Annotated in this window: 11 protein-coding genes and 5 tRNA genes; 11 read left to right on the top strand and 5 right to left on the bottom strand. The window is 59.6% G+C overall.

The window, feature by feature from the left end; translation table 11 throughout:
- Window positions 1-67: 67 nt before the first annotated feature.
- Complete coding sequence (locus OES25_03005; GenBank protein ID MDH3626608.1) at window positions 68-6,277, bottom strand: putative metal-binding motif-containing protein; 6,210 nt, start codon at window positions 6,275-6,277, stop codon at window positions 68-70.
- 975 nt (window positions 6,278-7,252) lie between these two features.
- On the opposite strand from OES25_03005, the gene OES25_03000 reads away from it, so the two are divergent.
- Window positions 7,253-7,984, top strand: coding sequence for a hypothetical protein (locus OES25_03000; GenBank protein MDH3626607.1), 732 nt, complete (start codon window positions 7,253-7,255; stop codon window positions 7,982-7,984).
- A 301-nt stretch (window positions 7,985-8,285) separates the two neighbouring features.
- Here the strand turns inward: OES25_03000 and OES25_02995 are convergent, their stop codons facing one another.
- Entirely contained in the window at window positions 8,286-10,100 is a 1,815-nt protein-coding gene (locus OES25_02995) for a PQQ-binding-like beta-propeller repeat protein (protein MDH3626606.1), read from the bottom strand.
- A 409-nt stretch (window positions 10,101-10,509) separates the two neighbouring features.
- Between OES25_02995 and OES25_02990 the strand changes: the two genes are divergently transcribed.
- Window positions 10,510-10,586, top strand: a tRNA-Arg gene (locus OES25_02990).
- 30 nt (window positions 10,587-10,616) lie between these two features.
- Window positions 10,617-11,555 (top strand): sulfotransferase, encoded by a 939-nt coding sequence (locus OES25_02985; protein MDH3626605.1) that lies wholly within the window; start codon window positions 10,617-10,619, stop codon window positions 11,553-11,555.
- On the opposite strand, the gene OES25_02980 is transcribed toward OES25_02985, so the two are convergent.
- The gene (locus OES25_02980; protein MDH3626604.1) at window positions 11,552-15,160 is read right to left on the bottom strand and encodes a hypothetical protein; all 3,609 of its coding nucleotides are present in this window, start codon (window positions 15,158-15,160) and stop codon (window positions 11,552-11,554) included. The genes OES25_02985 and OES25_02980 overlap by 4 nt on opposite strands.
- A gap of 67 nt (window positions 15,161-15,227) precedes the next feature.
- Window positions 15,228-15,827, bottom strand: a complete 600-nt coding sequence (locus OES25_02975) for a YigZ family protein (protein ID MDH3626603.1) — start codon at window positions 15,825-15,827, stop codon at window positions 15,228-15,230.
- Window positions 15,828-15,933: 106 nt separating this feature from the next.
- Between OES25_02975 and mscL the strand changes: the two genes are divergently transcribed.
- The 3 genes from mscL to OES25_02960 all read left to right on the top strand — a co-directional run bounded on the left by mscL (window position 15,934) and on the right by OES25_02960 (window position 16,588).
- Window positions 15,934-16,350: a large conductance mechanosensitive channel protein MscL gene (mscL, locus tag OES25_02970; protein ID MDH3626602.1), complete on the top strand. Its 417-nt coding sequence runs from the start codon at window positions 15,934-15,936 to the stop codon at window positions 16,348-16,350.
- A gap of 65 nt (window positions 16,351-16,415) precedes the next feature.
- Window positions 16,416-16,491: transfer RNA gene (locus OES25_02965), tRNA-His, on the top strand.
- A gap of 20 nt (window positions 16,492-16,511) precedes the next feature.
- Window positions 16,512-16,588, top strand: a tRNA-Arg gene (locus OES25_02960).
- Window positions 16,589-16,605: 17 nt separating this feature from the next.
- On the opposite strand, the gene OES25_02955 is transcribed toward OES25_02960, so the two are convergent.
- Window positions 16,606-17,025, bottom strand: coding sequence for a hypothetical protein (locus tag OES25_02955; protein ID MDH3626601.1), 420 nt, complete (start codon window positions 17,023-17,025; stop codon window positions 16,606-16,608).
- A 50-nt stretch (window positions 17,026-17,075) separates the two neighbouring features.
- Between OES25_02955 and OES25_02950 the strand changes: the two genes are divergently transcribed.
- The 5 genes from OES25_02950 (at window position 17,076) to clpP (ending at window position 20,701) form a co-directional block, all read left to right on the top strand.
- Window positions 17,076-17,151, top strand: a tRNA-Lys gene (locus OES25_02950).
- 653 nt (window positions 17,152-17,804) lie between these two features.
- Window positions 17,805-18,458 (top strand): hypothetical protein, encoded by a 654-nt coding sequence (locus OES25_02945; protein ID MDH3626600.1) that lies wholly within the window; start codon window positions 17,805-17,807, stop codon window positions 18,456-18,458.
- Window positions 18,459-18,713: 255 nt separating this feature from the next.
- Window positions 18,714-18,798: transfer RNA gene (locus tag OES25_02940), tRNA-Leu, on the top strand.
- 17 nt (window positions 18,799-18,815) lie between these two features.
- Window positions 18,816-20,093, top strand: a complete 1,278-nt coding sequence (gene tig, locus OES25_02935) for a trigger factor (protein MDH3626599.1) — start codon at window positions 18,816-18,818, stop codon at window positions 20,091-20,093.
- 5 nt (window positions 20,094-20,098) lie between these two features.
- The gene (gene clpP / locus OES25_02930; protein MDH3626598.1) at window positions 20,099-20,701 is read left to right on the top strand and encodes an ATP-dependent Clp endopeptidase proteolytic subunit ClpP; all 603 of its coding nucleotides are present in this window, start codon (window positions 20,099-20,101) and stop codon (window positions 20,699-20,701) included.
- Window positions 20,702-20,744 lie beyond the last annotated feature (43 nt).

Raw genomic sequence — 20,744 nt, 5'->3', positions numbered from 1 at the left:
GGCCACTCGCAAGTGACCCCTACGTCTAAGAGTGAGGCCACGGGGGCGCTTAACCCCCGCGGCGACTTCATTCTGCGACGAATACCGAAACCTCCTCGGAGGCGTGCTGCATCTCCATGTCCATCGACTGCTCTTCCTGAATAAACAACTCGATTCGCTCGGAGTCGATCATGTTGTACCGAACCAGGCAGGGCTCATCGTCGTAGGTGCTGGTGATATCGGCAAGAACAACGGGGAAGCTACGATCCATGCGCCGGGAGAACTCGACCATTTCGGGATCGCTTCCCAGTTGCTCGGAGAATATTTCAACGAATCGTCCGGAAGAAGTGCGGCCCTGACCCTGCTCGATCGCAATCCAACCCGCTACTTCCATCGCGTGACCAAAGTCGCCATTCTCTTCTTCTTGCAACACCAGGCTGAAGCCTGCCGATGAACTGTTCGCGACACGAGTTACCACGGCATCCCAACCGAACATCGTCTGGACCGAGGCGAACACCGCCGGCGGTCCCACCATCGATGTCAGTGACACCTCGGACCACGATCCTGCCCCTAACGCTCCGTCAGTCTCCAGGGTTCCAGCCTCGACGGTCAGTCCGGCGATTTCGTGAACACCCGACTCCGCGACCATGTAGAACATTTGCTCGGCGTCGTTGCAGCACGGTAGGTACTTCCAGCGTTGGAATCGGACCTGGAAAGCATCCTCGGTGACGTTCTGCAAGCGGATCACTCCCATCTGCCCGCTGAGGTTTGACATCGGTTTCACGATAACAACCGGATCTACGTAGTTGCGAGACAACGGTACGGTTGCCCAACGACCATCTGGAACGCCGTCGACGACGCCCCACTCCATGGCGGCGGATTCGTCGGGTGCCAGTGACCGAAGCGAGGTCGTATCCCAACCTGCGACCGACATTTCCTGTGCCAAGAGTTGATCGCCGAGAGCGAGCACCGCGAGGGTCTCCGTGGTGTGAGCGACTTCCGAGTCCTTAGATCGCTCTTCCTGCAGCCGGAGGCTCCAACTCATGACGGGGCTCAATTTGTGGTCTACGACGGGTCGTTGGATCAGATACGGAGTAGGTCCACTGTTGGCCATCACCCTTCCCGACTCGGAAGCACTGTAGATCGCCAGGTAGCCGACCTCGGATTCGGTTAGCGTCGCGATCGACGACTCCTCGGGGAACATCCCGACTTCGAACCCGTCACCGGACAGATTTCTCGATCGTATCGCGATGGGCGTGCCATCCTCGGCCTGCCCCGTCAAGAACAACACCGGCGTACCGGGAAACGACGCGTCGAACAGATGGGTCCTGAATCGAGGATACCCGGCTGTCAATTCAACGGTCCCCCACTCCCAGATGCTGCCGTCGTCCATCGTGTACCGACCACGCTCCATCACCGCATACGAAGCACTCTCGTCGACCTCTCGATACCCATCCAGATAATCCCACTCGCGGAAACGGAGGTCGAAACTGTCTCCGTCCTCGCGGTTAACCACGATCTGGGCAACACCGGGCTCAACGTCGTTGGAAGTGGGAGGCCCGACAATAACAACGGGGTCCTGATAGACGGCCGGCAACGCGACCTCGGACCATGAGTCGTTAAACGCGCCCGTGCTGCCGTAGCGCAATCCGCCTGAACGCGTTGCGTCCTGCGGGAACGCGTCACACAGGTCATCGACGTTGTCACCATCGGTATCGAGCTCGGAGTCGACGATCGTGTCGCAGTCGTTATCCAAACCGTCGCACAGTTCGGTCGCACCCGGATACACAGCGACGTTGGCATCGTCGCAATCTCCGTCAACCGCGCTGTAACCCGCGGGAGGAGTCGGATCGCAGGTATCGCTCGTCTCGCTCGAGATCCCGAAGCCGTCGCCATCGGCGTCGGCAAACCACGTAGCGAGAACTTTCACTCCATCCAGCACCTGCAGGCATCCAAGGTCGTCGGGGTATGTGCTGGGGTCGACCACGAGGCCTATGCCGTGATTCATGTTCCCCAGCAAAATCTCCATCACCCCGCGCTCCTGGACGCTCAACCCGTCGAACGACCAATCAGAGGAGAGCAGTCCGGTCCAGGTGGACTCGGCTGTTGCGATCAGATCGTTCACAACGGTTTGTTCCGGGTCGAGACAGGGAGACTCACGCTGGAGCAATGACAAAGCGCCTACCACGTCGTCCACCTCAATAAGGCAGCTTCGACAGATATCATCGTTGCGTTGCAGCCCCTCAAGTTCCGGCGCTTTACTGACGGCGAGATTCAACATCATGCTCGTCATCTCGCGAAGCATTGGCTGCGTGTCTGATGCCGACTGGTTGTTGTAGATCGCCTCGACACGCGGGATCGCGTCCGCTGCGAGGTCGCCATTCGAATTGAAGAGTCCAGCGTAGATCGGCGAGTCGGCGAGGGCCAACTCCAGAATGCTACGGAACTCCGAGCTGTCGTAATGATTGCTCCAGTTACGCCAGAATCCGGACGAACCGGGGTGGATTCGCATCTCGTTGGTAAACAGACACGTAACAACTTCACCGGGAGCGAGCGCGATCTGACCAGCGGAACCGGTCGAACCGTCGGGATAGGTGCAAGTACTGCTGACAACCCAGCCCGGCGGCGTCCGCTCGGACACCGAGTAGTTCTCTCCGGCTCGCAGGTACGCGCTTTCGTTGACCTCTTGATGCTTGAGCCAGAACTCCGAGTCATAGCTTGGGTCGAACGCGAACGGATGGTCCCGTGGGTCGAAGCCGACGCCGGTCGATTCGTTGACGACGAACTTCTCAACGAGAATCTGCCCTCGTTTGATATTGACGAACCGGCAACTCACCTCGGCGCCGGCAACCAGGTCGAGATCGATCGATCGACTTGAGGTGCTGGCCTGACCGGTCGCTGCACCCGATGCTGTCATGCATTCCACTGAATCCAGGTCCCAGGCCGGTCCCGCATCGAACTCGGTGACTGTGTAGTTTCCATGGACGAGGTTCCAGGCGTGATTGTTGGCACGACTTGAATCGTCATCGTCGTCGACCTTCGCGCTGACGAAAACCGGCGCTCCGAGATAATCGCTTCCGATGACCGTGAACTCGAAGTCCTGCGAGTCGTTCGGCACCGCATCCTTGACGATCGTCACGGTCGCGGCCTTTATGTAGATCAGCGCGCATTTGATCTCCTCACCGGCGGCAAGCCCGATGTCTGCGATCGCACTCCCGTCGTCACAACTGGCATCGGTGAGCGTCCAGAGCGCCGCCGGAGAGTCCGGATTGAGCGCGTAGCTTCCGGAGCGGATCAGGCCGCTGTCGTGGGCGTCATCCGAATCGGTCATGCTGGCCAACTGAGATACAGCATCGGGCCCGCCACTCAATTGGAAACCAAACGTTTGCGGATCGCCACCAGGATCGGTCACCACGTCGACCAGGATCCGTCCACGCTTTGTGTTGACGAATGTACAAGTCACCGTTTCGCCGGGCTGAAGCTCGACGCCACTGACGGCACTACCGTCGTCACAACTCGCGCTCGTCAGATCCCAATCGTCGCCTGGATCTTGCTGGCTGATCGCAAACGTTCCGGAGCGGACCACGCCGCTGTCGTGGGGCGTCGCCCCGTCGCTCAGCCCAAACTCCTGTCCGATTGCATCCGCGCCACCTGTCAGATTGAACTGGAAGATCTGCGGGTCGCCCGTCGGCAACGTGACCTGGTCGACGATTATCTTGCCGCGCTTCGTGTTGACAAAAGTGCAAGTGACCGTCGCGCCGGGACTCAATACGATCGAGTCTGGCGCCTGCCCACCATCGCAGGTAGCGTTGGTCAGGTCCCACTCGCTGCCGGGGTCGGTCTGCTGCGCGACGTAGCCACCGCTACGCACGAATCCACTGTCATGGGGATCCGAGCTATCAGTCAGCCCGAAACTCTGTTCGAGCGAGTCCGGCCCGCCGGACAGGCCAAACGCAAAGACCTGCGGGTCTGCGGCCGGCACCGTCACCTGATCGACCAGGATCCGACCGCGTTTAATATTGACGAAGGTGCAGGTCACGACTTCACCGGGATCGAGGGCGATCGCGCTGACGGAGCTTCCGTCAGCGCAGGTGGCGCTCTGTAGATCCCATGCCGCGCCAGGGTCGGCCTGAGAGATGGCGTACACCCCGGGCTGCTGCAATCCACTGTCGTGGGGCGTCGCACTATCGGTCAAATTGGGGTGTTGGTCGATAGCGTCCGGGCCTCCGCTCAGATCGAAGGCAAAGGCCTGCGGATCACCACTGGGATCGGTTACCTGGTCGATGACAATGCGACCTCGCTTGGTGTTGACGAAGGTACAGATAACCGTCTCACCGGGTGCGAGATCGATGGCATCGACAGAACTGCCGTCGTCACACGCTGCACTGGTCAGATCCCATCCGCCGCCGGGGTCAGTCTGAGCTGCGTTGTAGGATCCATTTCGGACAAAGCCGCTGTCATGAGGGGTTGCCGAATCAGTCAACGAAAACGACTGATTCGTAGAATCGGGACCGCCGGTCAAGTCGAAGCCGAAGGGTTGAGGGTCGTCGGCCGGGATCGTTACCTGATCGATCAGCACGCGACCACGTTTGGTATTGACGAACGTGCAGGTGACCGTCTCGCCGGGGGCGACATTGACGTCGTCTACGGCGCTGCCGTCGTCGCAACTAGCGCTGGTCAGATCCCACTCCGCACCGGGATCGGTCTGAGTCGCGACATAGCTGCCCGAACGCACGAGTCCGCTGTCATGAAGCGCCGCAGCGTCGTTCAACGCAAACGACTGGTTCAGGCTGGTCGGACCGCCGGCGAGACTGAAACTGAACGATTGGGGATCGGCGGAAGGCACGGTCACCTGGTCGATCAGGATCCTGCCGCGCCGAGTATTGACGAATGTGCAGAGAACGGTTTCTCCGGGATCGAGGATCACGTTATCGACGGAGCTCCCGTCATCGCAACTTGCGCTGGTCAAATCCCATTCAGGACCGGCGGACTGCTGGGTCACGACGTATCCACCCGGGCGGATCGTGCCGCTGTCGTTGGCGGGCGCATTGTCGGTCAGGCCGAATGACTGCGACAGATCGTCCGGCCCACCGGCGAGTTGGAAATTGAAGAGCTGCGGATCGCCATCAGGGTCCGTGATCTGCTGAACGAGGATTCGGCCACGCTGGGTATTGGTAAAGGTGCAGTCGACGTTGTCCCCCGCCTCTGCGTCGATCAATACCTCGCCGGTTAGAACGCCATCGCCGTCAGTCGCGGCAACTGCGGGCCCACTACAGCTCACATCGGTCAGATCCCAGCCAGGCTCGGCGAGCTCGCCGACCACAATTGTCTCGTCGAAGCGGCCCTCAAGCAGGATGCTGCTGGCCAACTCGTTGCTGTCGTCGCCGTCGTCGTCGAGGTCAAATCCGGTCACTCCGAGTTCGGCGGAAGCGGTGAAACTGAAGTCCTGTTCGTGATTGGGTACCGCATCCTTACGGACGGACACCGTGGCGCAGTTGGTTACACTGACGTCCATCGGCCGGATGAAGTCCTTCATCGAAGAAGTAAACGAAGTCGAAGAGCGGCTCTTGACGTAGGCCGTGCCGAATGAGATGCACTCCTCGCGATCGAAAACGCCGGCCTGGGTGAGGTTGATGGTCGCCTCGCCGAACGTGCTCTCCGCCAACTGGGCGCCCTCGATGGGATCCGTTACCTCGGCGCTATTGACGGAACCGCTTGCGATCCCCGCGAGCTCCATGACCGGCCCCCAGCAGGGGGCCAAATTTGCGGCCTCGCACGGACCGACATCAGTCCAGAGGGAGAGACCCAGCTCGACCTGGTTACCACCACCGGAGAACGCAAAAGTGATCAACATGTCGCCCGCGAGACGGACCGGCGTGACGCCGTTTTCGCTGACCTGATCGCCCTGGTTGAATTCGAAGTCCATGTTGGCCGATCCCAGCGTATTGGATCGGATCCAGGCCATGTGAATGAAGTCCTCGAACTCGCCGTTCACTTCAACGGGTTCATGGGCAACATAAAATCGAAGCAGATTGCTCTTGTTGTTGGGGATCGACCCGAACGTGATGCCGGGAGCCAGGTAATCTTCCTTTCCCGCCAGCGAATCGTCCGTTTGACCGGTGGGGAGATCCACGCCGATCTTCAGGTCCGGAGATCCGGCAAGACTTTCCCAGTCCAGCCCACCTTCCGCGAATAGATCCCCGTCTTCAATCTGGAATGAGGTTCCAGGTAACGCCAGAACTGCCGTCGCCAGTAGTGAGAGGGAAACCCATCCGAATCCGATTCTTGTTCGCTTCATCGTACGCCCACCGTTCGATTACAAGTTTGGTCGTTGCCTACCGAGCAACGACAATTTGATCTCCTTCACCGGTACGAAGCAGGCGATTCAGGGCAATAGTAAAACCTGTAAGTTGGGCGATTCCGCCGGAAAGGGTGGACTTATCCAGGCAAAAAGACTCCGCTATGAGCGAGAACCGCCCGAGCGGGTAGGCGGAACAAGAGCCCTTTTTCGAAACTCACGGAGTAGGACGCGTGTTCAGAATCCGATAATATGCCCTTACGTTAACTGAATCGCCCCGGGTTTCCTGGACACTTCCCCGCGTTTCAATAGCGCATCGGACGAGTGATGAGCGGGAAAGGAACCGGATCAGCACGCAAACCTGGTTCCACATATGTCGCGCCGGCATCGACGACGCCAGGTTCCACACGCTGCGTCACACGACGGTCGCCTGGATTAGTCCAGAGCGGCGTGGCGCTGGAGAAGATCCGGCGAGGCCCTAGGCCACGCCTCGATGCAGACCACACGATATCCCCACTTGAAGCCAGAGCACCTGACGGAGAGCCTCACGGCGGTGAACACGCGCCTGTAGCTCAGTTGGATAGAGCATCGGCCTTCAAAGCGTTAGATAGCCCCATCGCGATTTGGCGAAATACCGCGAAGTTACGGTGGGGCTTTTGTGTTTTTGGGATTCAGGGAAGTGCGAGTAACGCGAGGAAGACGGTCAATGGGGTGGGGGAGAGTGGGTTTTCAGTAGGAACTCGGCGGGGTCGATCGAGCGTCCAATTCAGGCTCTTTGCGAAGTCAAGGGTTCAACAATACGTCCTTACGTTAACGCCACGACTTCGTCAGAAGGCTGAAAACGGCCCGCGGCGGCCGGAGGAAAAATGGGGAATTGCGGTAAACAAATGACCCATTTTCCCGGGGGTTGAATTCTCCTTTGCATCGCGAGTAGGCTTCTACCGATGAAACGGTATTCGAACCAGAGGGGTGCTCATGAATCGTACGTGGACCTTGTTACTAGTGATCACGTTCGCTGTGTTTGCGTTGGTGTCTTGTTCGGCGCCTGAATCCGATAACGGATACGCGGACACAACGCCTGCAGAGGAAACGAACCCGGACCCGACGGTTGTGGACGCGGGTCACTACAAAATCGAGTTCGAAAACGATCGAGTGCGACTGGTTCGAATCAGCTACGGTCCGGGCGAAGAGTCGGTCATGCACTATCACCCGGATAGCGTGGCGGTGTTCCTGACCGACAGTCTCGTCGAGATGGGACTACCCGACGGATCGTCCGAAGAATTGGCCCAGCAGACCGGCCAACATATGTTCTCCCCGGCGGGACAACATCTCCCTCGGAACATCGGAGACAGTCCGATGGAACTGATGTTGGTCGAACTGAAATCAGGCAGTGCAACTGCGACTGCTGAGATGGGTCCAGACCCGACGGTCGTGGACTCGGATCACTACACGCTGGAGTTCGAGAACGAATCGGTGCGAGTAATTCGAATCGCTTACGGGCCGGGAGAAGAGTCGGTCATGCATTACCACCCGGACAATGTGGCGGTGTTCCTGACCGACATCCACTCGGAGATGGGGGCAGCCGACGGATCTTCCGAAGAAATGCAAAGCCATGCCGGTCAACATGGGTTCGCGGCTGCGGATCAGCATCTACCCAAGAACATCGGCGATGAGCCGTTTGAACTGGTGCTTGTCGAGCTTAAGTGAGACGTGTCCGGACTATTGCTTTCCTGATACTGACCACTTCGTTACGCCAGACTTGAATCGCTCCGGGTTTCCTGGACACTTTCCAGAGTTACGATGAATTGTTATTGGTGTGGCGATCGGTTCTTGGCGACGCCCAGATTCTGGCCACGCCCCGATCTACCGACTTGAAGCCCGAGCACCTGACGGATACCCTCACGGCGATGAACACGCGCCTGTAGCTCAGCTGGATAGAGCATCGGCCTTCAGAGCAAGGCATTACCCCATCGTGATTTGACAGAAGAACGCGAAATTACGAGGGCGCTCATCGACTGCTCGATTTGCAGCCAACGGTTTGGAGGCTGTCAGTGCCTTCGAACGGACTTCCGCCCAGCAGAACTCCCCAGAGCGTAGCTTCCGTCTCGCCACACAGGATTCCAGTGTCCTGCGTGTTGAAGTGCAACATGAGGTCCATGTTGCCGTCGAGGTTCATGTCCTTCAGGTGCTCGCTGAAAGTGAACGGGTCGGTCAGGTCGTGTCTACAGGCGCCCTCGTCAGGTCCAAAGCGCAACGTGGCAACATCCATGTCGGACACGTTGAACTCGTCGCTGCCGAGCAGTGCAACAGGTATGACACCTCGACTCCCAGGGTTGATGCTGCGGGGGCGGATGTCGATAGCGACGTACCGGACAAGCGAATAGGCCACGGTGGCGAAGTCTGAGGTTTCGACACCCTTCGAGTATCCGCTAACGAACACCGTCGAACCGTCCGGGCTCACTGCGATTGAGCGAGCGAGGTCCCGGTCTGAAGCCGGTCCGTCATACCGCGCGCTCCAGACCTGCTCACCCGTCTCGGCATCGTAGGCGAGGGTGGCGTAGTCCAGGCCGCCTTCGGTCCCCGTTGAGGAGCCGTGAACGATCACCGTCGACCCATCCGGGCTCAGTGCGAGCGATGTAGCGAAGTCCGCGTCCAAACCCGGTCCGTCATACCGCGCTCTCCAGACCTGCTCACCCGTGGCGGCGTCATAGCGAAGGGTGACGTAGTCGTACCGCTCATTGAGGTCCTCTGCCGACTCTCCAGTGACGAATACCGCCGAGCCGTCCGGGCTGACCGCGATTGAGCGGGCGCGGTCAATGCTCGATGAGGATCCGCCATAGTGTGCGATCCAGGATTGCTCGCCGGTCTCACCGTCGTAGGCGAGGGTGGTGTAGTCCCAGCCTTCTTCTTCGGTGTTAACCGAAAATCCGCTGACGAACACCGTGGATCCGTCCGAACTCACCGCGAGTGATGAGCCGAGGTCGGTGTATGAAGGTGGCCCGTCATACCTCGCACTCCATGTCTGCTCGCCCGTGGCAGCGTCGAAGGCGAGGGTGATGTAGTCGTTGCGTTGGGGGAAGCGAAAGGAGCTCCCGCTAACGAACACCGTCGACCCGTCCGGGCTCACGTCGAGAGAGGCAGCGGGCGTGAATCCTCCTAGTGAGGTGCCTGGTCCGTTATGGCGCACGCTCCAGACCTGCTCACCCGTCGCGGCATCATAGGCTACGGTGGCGTAGTCCCAGGGGTTGATGAGAAAGCCACCCGACCTACCGGTTACGAACACCGTCGAGCCGTCCGGGCTCACCGCGAGTGATTCGGCGGCATCGGTGCGTGAATGCGGTCCGTCATACCGCGCGCTCCAAACCTGCTCACCCGTCGCAGCGTCGTATGCGAGAGTGGCGTAGTCCGGACCGGTTCCGAGGCCCCGCGAGTATCCGGTGACGAACACCGTCGAGCCGTCGGGACTCACGGCGATCGATTCGGCGGCGTCCACACGCGAGGCGGGTCCGTCATACCGGACGCTCCAGATCTGCTCGCCCGTCCCAGCGTGGTAAGCGAGGGTGGCGTAGTCGGCCGCGTCCCCGAGGCCCACTTGTCCGGTGGCGAACACCGTCGACCCGTCCGGGCTCACCGCAAGTGATCCGCTGATCCAGCGAATCACTCCCGTCGTCACACTACTATTATCCCGAGCTTCCCATAGGACCTGCACGGGCCCCGCCAGTTCGTGGGTCCCAACGTCTGCCTCATCGGCCTGGGCGGGCAGCGGATTCATGAAAACCATTCCGAGTAGAACCGGAAACAGGAACACGTTGCCCGTGGACATAGGTCTACTCCTCTAACGGCCTCTCTAGTGTCGGTCGACGGATGGAATGGATCGACAAGTTGACGGGCGTGATTCGCTTCAGTCGTGCCACGCGAACCCCCTGGGGCAGTTGCTCTTCTTATAACCAAAATGACCGGGAATGAGGTGCGGAGAAGAGGACAACTTTAGTCCCATTTGACTATTAGCTTCTGGAATGCCACTCGGATGTGGGCAATTCCGGACGCAAGCTCTGCAGTCATCGCTCGCAATTGCTCAAACAGGCCCCCGTCGGAGACGGGTATCTCCTTGCTGTTACGGGCCGCCGCAGATTGATCGAGTTGGGAGATCCCGGCAGTCGAGGCTGCGAGCACCGTATGCGATGTCACTTGAAGCCAAAGCACCTGACGGATACCCTCACGGCTGCAACTAGGCGCCTGTAGCTCAGCTGGATAGAGCATCGGCCTTCTAAGCCGAGGGTCCCAGGTTCGAGTCCTGGCAGGCGTACCAAATTCTGCGGCGCAGGAGAGCCCGCGTTCCATGCCAACGACGAACAAGATCAAGGTCGTCTACATCCTGGGTTCCGGTCGCAGCGGCACCACGGTGCTCAACCGGATCCTGGGTCAGATCGACGGCTTCTTCTCCATCGGCGAGATCCGTCAGGTCTGGGATCGTCACATCATCGAGAACCGACTCTGCGGTTGTGACGCAAAATTCCGCGACTGCCCGTTCTGGACCAAAGTCTTCAACCGAGCCTTCGGTGGTTTCGACACGGTCGATGCGGCCAAGATGATCCGCGAGCACGACGCCCATGTGCGTACCCGTCACATCCCGTCGCTCTACCTACCCAACAACGACAGAAAGAAACGGGAACGGCTGGGCTACTACCTGGAGAACACCGAGAAGCTGTACCACGCAGTGGCGGCGGAGACCGGCTCCAAAGTCCTCGTCGATTCCTCCAAGCTACCGACCTATCTCCACACCCTCAGCCTGATCCCGTCCATCGATCTGCATATCGTGCATCTGATTCGCGATCCACGGGCCGTCGCCTACTCGTGGCAGAAGGCCAACAAGTTGCAGCCCGACGGCGGCTCCGACAAGGAGACGATGAGGAGACTCAGCCCGGCGAGGACCTCGGCACTGTGGGTCACCTGGAACCTGGCCGGGGACATGCTGTGGCGGAAGGGGAGTGCGCCCTACCTGCGGATGCGCTACGAGCAGTTCATGGAACAGCCGCGGACCCACACGGAAGCGCTGCTGAAGTTCCTCGATGAAGACCGATCCCTCTCCGCGTTCACGTCGGAGCGGGAGATCTGCATGACGCCGGATCACACCGTGGCAGGAAACCCCAACCGCTTCATGACGGGCAACGTGGAGCTACGACCCGACGACGCCTGGCGACCCCGCATCAAGAAGTGGCACAAGTGGACCGTCACCGGTCTCACCTGGCCGCTCCTGAAGCGGTACGGGATCCTCTAGGGGCAGGAGACCCCGGAGGCCACGATCTCGGCATCACGACTCTGGATCAGGCCGGCATCGAAGGTGTCGTACGTCAGGTCGATGACGCCGATCACTCCGCGGACCAGATACCAGTAGGCCTCACCGGAGCCGGGCACCGGCCCGTCGGGCCAGGTCATGCCGGCCGTGTCGTTGACCACACACTGGTCGGTGGCGACGGCGAAGTCGCCGGCCGACCCCTGCAGCGTCGACAACGTTCCCTGAATCAGATCGAAGCCGATGGCGCCGGGGATACCGGTCCAGTTCCAGTCGGTGCCGTCACCGGTCAAGACCAGCCCCTCGCATTCGTCGGGGACGGTGTTGGCGTTGACATCGAAACTGGTCATGTTGATCAGGTCGCAGCTGTCGGCCAGTCCGTTGGCGTTACAGTCGTCCTCGCACTCGTCGGGACGACCGGTCATGTTGCAGTCCTGGCTGGTCATGTCGACCAGGTCGCAGTCGTCGGGGATCGTGTTTCCGTTGCAATCGGATCGCGAGAGACAGGCGGCCTCGATGGTGTCGATAATCCCCCCGGCCAGATCGAGATCGGGATCCACCGTCGAGAAGGTCTGACCGTCGGTGGCGTCGGCGATCACATCCATGATCGAGAGCAGACTGGCGGACGAACCGGTACCGGCCACCGGTGAGACGATGACATCGTTCGCGCGGGCCTGACCGATGGCGTGATTGATGGCATCGCGATCGCTGCCGGGATCGGTCACCGGGTTACCACAGCGGGGACCCTCGTCGCTGATCGGAACGATCAGGCGCACCGAGTCCGCCTGCCACGGCTTGAGACCGGCCACGATGGAGGTGGCAAGACCCCAGTCCTCGTTTTCGTTGACGCCACAGGGGTCGCCCAGGATCTCCTGACCCACAGGAGGCGTCCCCGGCACGGCGGTGCCGTAAAGGTTCCCGACGAAATCCGTGAGACATCCGTACGCCGTTTCCAGGATCCCCAAGATCTCTACGTCGACAGTTACCAGATTGGCCTGGAGTTCCGCGACCACGTTTGACAACTCGGCACAGAGCGCGTTTCCCTCGTCATTCATGGAAGCCGAGGAGTCTACGATGAACACGACCTCGACGGTCCCGCAGACCGGACAGTCATCCGGGATGTTGTCATTGTTGCAGTCCGGGATGCTGCCGGACGACAGGTCGCACTCGTCGGGCACGATGTTGTCGTTGCAGTCGACACTGGTGAGCTGCTCGATGTCGTAGTGGTCGGGCACATTGTTGTTGTTGCAGTCCGGTTCGCAGCTATCCGGGATCCAGTCTGCATCCACGTCGGCGGCGCCACCGGCGACTTCGCAGGAGTCCAACGTCCCGTTCATGGTGCAATCATCCGTTAGACCCAGACTTATCTCACAGCTGTCCTTGAGACCGTTGGCGTTGCAGTCGGTGAACGCCTCGCACTGATCGGGAACGCCTCCTCCATCGCAGTCGATGTCGGCGCGATGGATGGCGCCGATGGCGTCCAGGTCGAAACCGGAACTGGTGCCGGATGAGCCGGTCCCGACACCGTCAATCCGGATAAACCGAACGGCGTTGAGGCCCGTGGCGAAGATGTCGTAGGAGCGCCCGAAGTTGTTGTTGGCATGTACCTCGTCGCCGGGGATGTTGACCATCGGTCCTTCGGTCGAATGGACGCTAATGAACGTGACACCATCGGCGCTGACGAGGACATCTTCGATATCGTTGAACTCGACGCTGCTTGTGCTCACCTCGTAGATATTGAAGTCCCCGCCGGGACCGTCGGTGACAAAGCCACAATCGAATTCAAACGTGACGATCTGGCCACCGATGCCGAAGTAGGTGTCGTCGGGGGCGCCCAGGAAGTCCGAATCGACGGTGGTCGTTCCGTTATCCAGAAGAAGACGTGGGAATGGGCAGCCACCCATGCCGACCACAAGATCGCACTCATCGGGGATGACGTTGCCGTCACAGTCGAGACTGGTCATGGCGACAATGTCGCAGTCGTCGGGAACACTGTTGCTGTTGCAGTCGATCTCGCACTCGTCGGGGACGATGTTCCCGTTGCAGTCCAGGCTGACGGTCACGACATCGCATTCGTCGGGGATCAGGTTGGCGTTGCAGTCCAGGCTTATTCCCTGAGCCAGGTCGTAGTCGTCGGGAGCCAGGTTCCCATTGCAGTCCAGCTCGCAGTCGTCCGCGATGCCGTTCAGGTTGAGGTCGGTGCTTGTCGCGTTGGCGATCTCGCATGCGTCCAGCGCACCGTTCGTATTGCAATCGACGATGGGTGTATAGCTGAGCATCACGGTCGCATTGGGACTTTCACAGTCATTCTGGGCGACCGTACTTGGGGCCGGCAGTCCAACCACCGCATCGCCGCCCGCGAGCGCGTCGTTGAACAGATCGCCATCGATCACGCCCATATCATTGGTCAGCAGACACTGCTGACCCGTCGTATCGAACAGAGTCAGGAGCGGGACACTGTTGATCGACAGCTCGAGGAATTCGTTGCTGGAACCCAGGTCGGACAGGGCGTCGACGGACACCGAGATGGCGCTGGAGCTGGGGAAGGCCGCGGGGGCGGTAAACGTCGGGTCGAAGCTTCCACTGACGCCAAACAACGATCCCGCAATGGTGGCGCTGGTCGACAGCAGGTCGCACTCGTCGGGGACGAGGTTTCCGTTGCAGTCGTCGCTGGTCGCGGCGGCGATGTCGCAGTCGTCGGGGGTCGTATTGGTGTTGCAGTCCTGTTCGCACACGTCGGGGACGGTGTCGCCATCGCAATCGTCGGTACCACCGAGGGTGTCGCAGGTGTCGGCGGTGCCGTTGGTATCGCAGTCGTCGACGCTGCCCAGCGTGACTTCGCAGCTCTCAGGAACGCCGTTCCCGTTGCAGTCTTGCAAGGCCTCGCAGGCATCGAGGGTTCCGCTGTTGTCGCAATCGCCCGAGGCGATGTTGACGAAGCCGACCGCATCCAGATCGAACCCGGCGGTGGCGCTCGAGGCACTTGTCCCGGTGCCGTCGACCTGCACGAATCGCGCGCCCACAAGTCCCGATCCGGCCAGGTCGTAGGATCGAGAGAATCTTCGGTCGCCGTGAATCTCATCGCCGGGGATTTCGACCGGCACGGTCTCCGTGGCTTTCAGGCTGACAAAAACAATCCCGTCGAAACTTGCGAGCAGATCCACCTTGGTGAACTCCACCGACGACTCCGACACCTCGTAAAGTGTGATGTCGGGTCCGGGGCCGTCGACGACCACGCCGCAGGTCAACTCCCACGTGACAACCTGTCCGCCGATCCCGAAGAAGGTGTCATCGGGGGGGCCGAGGAAATCCGAGTCGAGGGTGGTCGTCCCGTTGTCACGAAGCACGCTGGGGAAGGAACAACCGCCTGCGATCTCCGTCAGCTGGCAGCTGTCGGGAACGAGGTTCGCGTCGCAATCCGACGCCTGCCCGCAGCCCATCACGTCGCAGGGGCCCATGGCCACACCGCAGTCCAGATCGCACGCGTCCTCGATGCCGTTGGTGTCGCAGTCCACCGCAAGACCGACGCCGATGGGTACGAGGGCGGCGAGCAGCGTGACGAGGATCGGTCGGAGGATCTTCTTTCGCATGGTGGGTCTCCAGTCGGGCCTTCAAATAGGTACTGACCCATTCGCTGGACAACGTAACGGGGGAAATTTAGCCCCTCCGTACGTTCAGTTTTCCCGCGCAACGCTCCATCAGATCCGCCAGGAACGGTTCGACCTGGGCCCTCGGCACCTCGAAGGAGAGTCGGATCGACTCGCCGTACTCGGATCGGGACGGGCTCAGGCCGTGGGCTTGCACCACCGACTGGACCGCGCCCTCCCGGTCATAGGGAAACTCGATGACGATCGTCTCCCGCTCGATCAGCGGCTCCGACGGGCAGAGATCCAACGCCTCCCGGGCCGCCTGACCGTAGGCCCGCATCAGGCCACCGACACCCAGCTTGGTGCCACCGAAGATCCGGGTGACCACCACACAGGTTCGATCGAAACCATGTCCATCGATCTGTTGCAGGATCGGACGACCGGCGGAGCCTGACGGTTCGCCATCGTCGCCGTAACGGAACGCGTCGCCATCCCGCCAGGCCCAGCAGTGATGGTTGGCCGTGGGGAATTCCGCCCGCAGGGGGGCGATCTGTGGCTCTCGATCGTCGTCGCAGCAGAACGAAGAGACCGAGGCGATGAAGCGGGAACCCCGAATCTTCTCAATCTCCAGGCGAAACGGGCCTATGGGAATGCAGCGGGTCTCGGCCATCGAGGCATCCTAGTACATGGCCGAAAACGCTAGACAGGGTCGTCTCGGCCGGGATACAAGAAACGTGACAAGTCAATCTGTGGGTCCAGGACCCGGAGGGGAACTCATGTTCAAGGAATTCAGAGAGTTTGCGGTGAAGGGCAACGTCGTCGACATGGCGGTGGGCATCATCATCGGTGGAGCCTTCGGGACCATCGTCAAGAGTCTGGTCTCGGACGTCATCATGCCGCCGGTCGGCAAGCTGATGGGCGGGGTCGACTTTGCCAACCTGTTCTATGTTCTCGGTGACGGGGCTTACGAGTCCCTGGACGCCGCCAAGGAGGCCGGTGCCGCCACGATCAACTACGGCGTCTTCATCAACAACATCATCAGCTTCATCATTGTCGCCTTCGCCGTCTTCATGATGGTCCGATCCATCAACAAGATGAAGAAGGAAGAAGAGGCCAAGCCGGCAGAGCCGCCGAAGCCGTCCAACGAAGAACTCCTGCTGACCGAGATCCGCGACTCGCTGAAGAGAGGCTAGCTGGCAGGGGCTGGAACCGGGCGATATACTCGGCCGGTTCCGTGAATTCGGGACCACCATAGATGGTGGGTGTAGCTCAGTTGGTAGAGCTCCAGATTGTGGATCTGGCTGTCGTGGGTTCGAGCCCCATCACTCACCCCATTTTGTGATCGTCGGTGTATGCGCCTGTAGCTCAGTTGGATAGAGCATCTGGCTTCGAACCAGAGGGTCGGGAGTTCGAGTCTCTCCGGGCGTACCACTGATCGGATGATCGGGTCAATCGGGCTCTTCGTCCGGCTCGATGTAGTGACTCACGGCAACGGTCAGTAGCCCTGCTTTCTCGTCCAACTTCAGATCGATCTGGCACTCCTCGAGATGCCATCGCCGTAGGTAGGCCTGCCCGTCCAGCCGCCATGGACTCAGCGGCTTCAGCTCGTCGGGAATCGTCGTCCGACGCAAGAGATCTTCCATGTCGGACTTGAATGCACTGAAGCCGCGACTGTAGCCGGCGCAGATCAGGAGGGGGTCCTCGGCCCTCTCTTCACAGTGGACCGCGCGGACATTCAGCGTCTCCAGGACCAGCTCGACCAGGTCCCGAGTGTCGCTTTCGCAGGACAGTCCGGCGATCTGTGCGGCGGCTGGGTGGCAGACGAACACGAGGGCCAAACCCAGCGCCATGACGGTCGATCGATTCATGGGTTAACCCTACCGCATGTGCTACATTTCCGCCTGCGAAGACGCTGTACGGGCCGCTAGCTCAATTGGCAGAGCAGCAGACTCTTAATCTGCGGGTTGGAGGTTCGATTCCTCCGCGGCTCACCACATCGATCACGCTTAAATCATCCATCGCGCAGGCGGACCCGAGTAACAAGTGGTAGGTCGTCGCCGCTCGGATTCCTTGACTCCCCATCAGGAGAATTTCCACGTCTGCAACGGTGGTTGACAGCCATACCAGGGACCTCGCTCTCCGGCTCGTTTCGGCAGGTGGGATTCTTTTTGCAAGCTTTGCAGTCTCAAATCCGTGAGGGCGAAGCTGAACGGCTGCGCCAATCGACCACATCCTCATGGCAAGGCGATTGACGCTGACCGCCAAAAGATACTATTCTTACAGTAACACCTGTCGCCAAATTACATTACTAGTGAGGAGTCAATCCTTATGAGCTATTTCCGAGCATATTCAGTTCGGTTGGTTGCACTTCTGATTCTATTTGCGCCATTCGTCTTGATCGCATCTCCAGGAGAGCCACCAGATACGTGCCCCGAGTGCAGCAAGAGCAAACAAAGCGAAGTCACATGTTGCCAAACATACTGTGCAACTAATTCTGAATGCGACGGGTGCTGTGCCGGTCAAAAGAAGACGACCCGTAGGAAGACTCCTTGGTGGGCTAGGAGTTGGGCGGCCACGACAATCCAAAGAAATTACGACCAGTGCAAGTTAGATTGCGGAAAAGACGTTCCGAATTGAGGATGCGAAAATGAAAAACCTATTTATCGTGATTGCGGCAATCTTAGTATTTGTGCCTGTCACAAGCGCACAGGTGTGGACTAAAGATCACACAGGAATTCAACACTCAACTGGCGAAGCAATCGCGAAGTTCACTTTCATCCGAACGGATCCCGCGCTGCCGTTTACATACCGACAGTTATTGGAAATTGATGGTACCCGTCTGGTCATCCGCGCGACGCAGTCGGACGAAGCTGGCTCATATCTAATGACGATAGAATCTCTTTCCCAAGGCGAGACTCTTACCATCGAGAGTGACTTTGAAGTGGAACAGCGAATATCATTCGGTGGTGACGCAGTTTCCTGGACATATCAGGAACTTGAGAGTTCTTTTAACTCAATCCAGGATTATCCTCCCTCTGTACGCGTAGCGGCAGTGATGTTGCTTGAGGACGTATCAGTCAAATTTCAGGCCGAGCTACGAGAGCTCGCCGAGCTAGGTTGTTACCACTCAGGCGAGTTCAACCCGTTGACGGTATTATTGAATGTGTTCTTTGACGATTTGGATTTCGATGATCCAATCGAGAAGCACAGTATTACATCTCAACGCGTGGAGAATTTTGATCCCTTAACAACTCCTCCGACCGCGTTCGAATTGGAATTCGGATTGGCGTATTTCGAGTAAGGATCGGTTCTCGCAGGGTAATTCGATCCTCGGGGAGGTGAGCTCGGTAAACTTCTAAGCCCGGCGCGGGGTCGACGGGCAGTGGAACACGCCCGAGAAACTCTCTAAGGTATCGGGGCACCGTTCATGTCGGGTCCTGAGCCAATTGCGATCGACGCGGCGGCATCGTCTTGCTAATCTGCGGGTTGGAGGTTCGATTCCTCCGCGGCTCACCACATACCCACTCGTCATGGTCTAGAATCGCTGCTCCATAACGCGAGAGTGGCGGAACTGGTAGACGCGCTGGATTTAGGATCCAGTGGGGCAACTCGTGGGGGTTCGACTCCCCCCTCTCGCACCAGGAAAGGGCCGCGCACGATGAAAGTCGAACTGACGGATCACAGTGTCGTCAAGAAGAGTCTGAAGATCGAGGTCCCTGCGGACATCATCGACGACGAACTCAAGAATACCGTTCGGGAGTACGCCAAGAAGGCCAGGATCCCGGGCTTCCGCGCGGGCAAGGTGCCGCTGGATCTGGTGCGGAACCGATTCCGCAAAGAGATCCGCGAGGACGTGCGGGACCGGGTCGTCTCTCGGTACTATCACGAGGCGACCAAGGAGAAGGGGCTCCAGCCGTTGGGCGAACCGACCCTCGAGGATCTGGAGTTCGAAGACGGCAAGCCGCTCAGCTTCAAGACCACATTCGAGATCATGCCGCCCATCGAGTTGAACGAGTACAAAGAGCTCGAGGGAACCCGTCCATCGACCACCGTCGACGACGAGGAGATCGAGAAGTCATTGGAAGAGATCCGTCAGGCCAGAGCCAACCTGATCGCCGAGGAGGGGCGTGCCGCGTCGACCGGGGATGTGGTGGTCGGCGACCTCCGTGGAGAACCGGAGGACGGAGAAGCGTTCGAGAAAGAGCGCATGATGATCGAACTGGGTTCCGCCGATAGCCTTCCGGCCTTCAACGACGCACTCGAAGGGGTGAAGGCCAAAGAGACCAAGGAGTTCACCGTCCAGTATCCCGACGACTACGGCTCCGAGATCGTCGCCGGGAAGTCGGTCAAATACAAGGTGGTGGTTCACGAGGTCAAGCGACGGGAGTTGCCGGAGTTGGACGACGAGTTCGCCAAGGATCTCGGCGACTTCGAGACCCTCGACGCACTTCGCGCCAGAATCCGCGAGGACCTGGAATCCCGCAAGACCCAGCAGGCCGATCGGGAGATGCGTCAGTCGCTGATGGACAAGTTACTCCTGGCCAATCCGATCGTCTTACCCGAAGTGATGGTCGAGGCCGAGGTTCGTCAGCGGCTGGAGGAGACGGTCCGTCAGATGATGCAGCAGGGGATGGATCCGCAGTCGGCGGAGGTCGACTGGGCCGAGATGCGGAAGCGGATGGAGGAGCCGGCCCGGATGACCGTCCACGGCAAACTCCTGCTGGACGAGATCGCCCGGCAGGAGACGCTGGAAGTCAGCAACGACGAGATGGACCAGCGGATCGTCCGGGACGCCGCCCAGATGGGCGTCGAGCCGGAGGCGGCAAAGGACCAATTGAGTCAACATGGCGCAATGCAAGCCCTTAAGAATCAACTACTTAGAGAGAAGTCGCTTGACTTGATCGCCTCCGTTGCTAATATTAAAAACGAGGAGTAACTGCGATGCCACTGGTTCCCATGGTCGTCGAACAGACCAGTCGGGGCGAGCGCGCCTTCGATATCTATTCGAGGCTGCTCAAGGACAACATCATCTTTATCGGTCACGGGATCGATGACGCCCTGGCCAACGTCGTGGTGGCGCAATTGCTGTTCCTCGAGGCCGAGGATCCGGAGAAGGATGTCTCGATTTACATCAATTCCCCGGGCGGCTCGGTGACCGCCGGTCTGGCGATCCTTGACACCATGCGGGTCATCAAGCCCGATATCTCGACGTTTTGTGTGGGTCAGGCGGCCAGCATGGCGGCGGTTCTGTTGTCGTCGGGAACGAAAGGCAAGCGATTCGCGTTACCCAATGCGAGGGTGGTGATCCACCAGCCCCTTGGCGGTGCCCAGGGTCAGGCGTCGGATATCGATATCCAGGCCAAGGAGATCCTGAGGATCCGAACCTCCCTCAACAAGATCCTGGCCGACAGTACCGGACAGAGTCTCAAGCGGATACAGGAAGATACGGATCGTGACTACATCATGGATGCAGTTCAGGCCAAGGAATATGGTCTCGTCGACGAGGTGATCGTCGACCGAAGCGCGATGGAGGTCGGCTCCTAGACCTTCTATCAATTTGTACGATAATGGTGTTCGGCAACGATAG

This window comes from Acidobacteriota bacterium, assembly GCA_029861955.1.
In the GTDB taxonomy this organism is placed as follows: Bacteria; Acidobacteriota; Polarisedimenticolia; order Polarisedimenticolales; family Polarisedimenticolaceae; genus JAOTYK01.
Note: the sequence above shows the minus strand (reverse complement) of the source record. Positions and strands in the feature narration are given on the sequence as shown.

Bases quoted from the DNA above. Each gene is read 5' to 3' on its own strand.
- OES25_03000 (MDH3626607.1), top strand. From the start codon at position 7,253: ATGAATCGTACGTGGACCTTGTTACTAGTGATCACGTTCGCTGTGTTT.
- OES25_02955 (MDH3626601.1), bottom strand. From the start codon at position 17,025: ATGAATCGATCGACCGTCATGGCGCTGGGTTTGGCCCTCGTGTTCGTC.
- OES25_02995 (MDH3626606.1), bottom strand. From the start codon at position 10,100: ATGTCCACGGGCAACGTGTTCCTGTTTCCGGTTCTACTCGGAATGGTT.
- OES25_02975 (MDH3626603.1), bottom strand. From the start codon at position 15,827: ATGGCCGAGACCCGCTGCATTCCCATAGGCCCGTTTCGCCTGGAGATT.
- clpP (MDH3626598.1), top strand. From the start codon at position 20,099: ATGCCACTGGTTCCCATGGTCGTCGAACAGACCAGTCGGGGCGAGCGC.
- mscL (MDH3626602.1), top strand. From the start codon at position 15,934: ATGTTCAAGGAATTCAGAGAGTTTGCGGTGAAGGGCAACGTCGTCGAC.
- OES25_02985 (MDH3626605.1), top strand. From the start codon at position 10,617: ATGCCAACGACGAACAAGATCAAGGTCGTCTACATCCTGGGTTCCGGT.
- tig (MDH3626599.1), top strand. From the start codon at position 18,816: ATGAAAGTCGAACTGACGGATCACAGTGTCGTCAAGAAGAGTCTGAAG.
- OES25_02980 (MDH3626604.1), bottom strand. From the start codon at position 15,160: ATGCGAAAGAAGATCCTCCGACCGATCCTCGTCACGCTGCTCGCCGCC.
- OES25_03005 (MDH3626608.1), bottom strand. From the start codon at position 6,277: ATGAAGCGAACAAGAATCGGATTCGGATGGGTTTCCCTCTCACTACTG.
- OES25_02945 (MDH3626600.1), top strand. From the start codon at position 17,805: ATGAAAAACCTATTTATCGTGATTGCGGCAATCTTAGTATTTGTGCCT.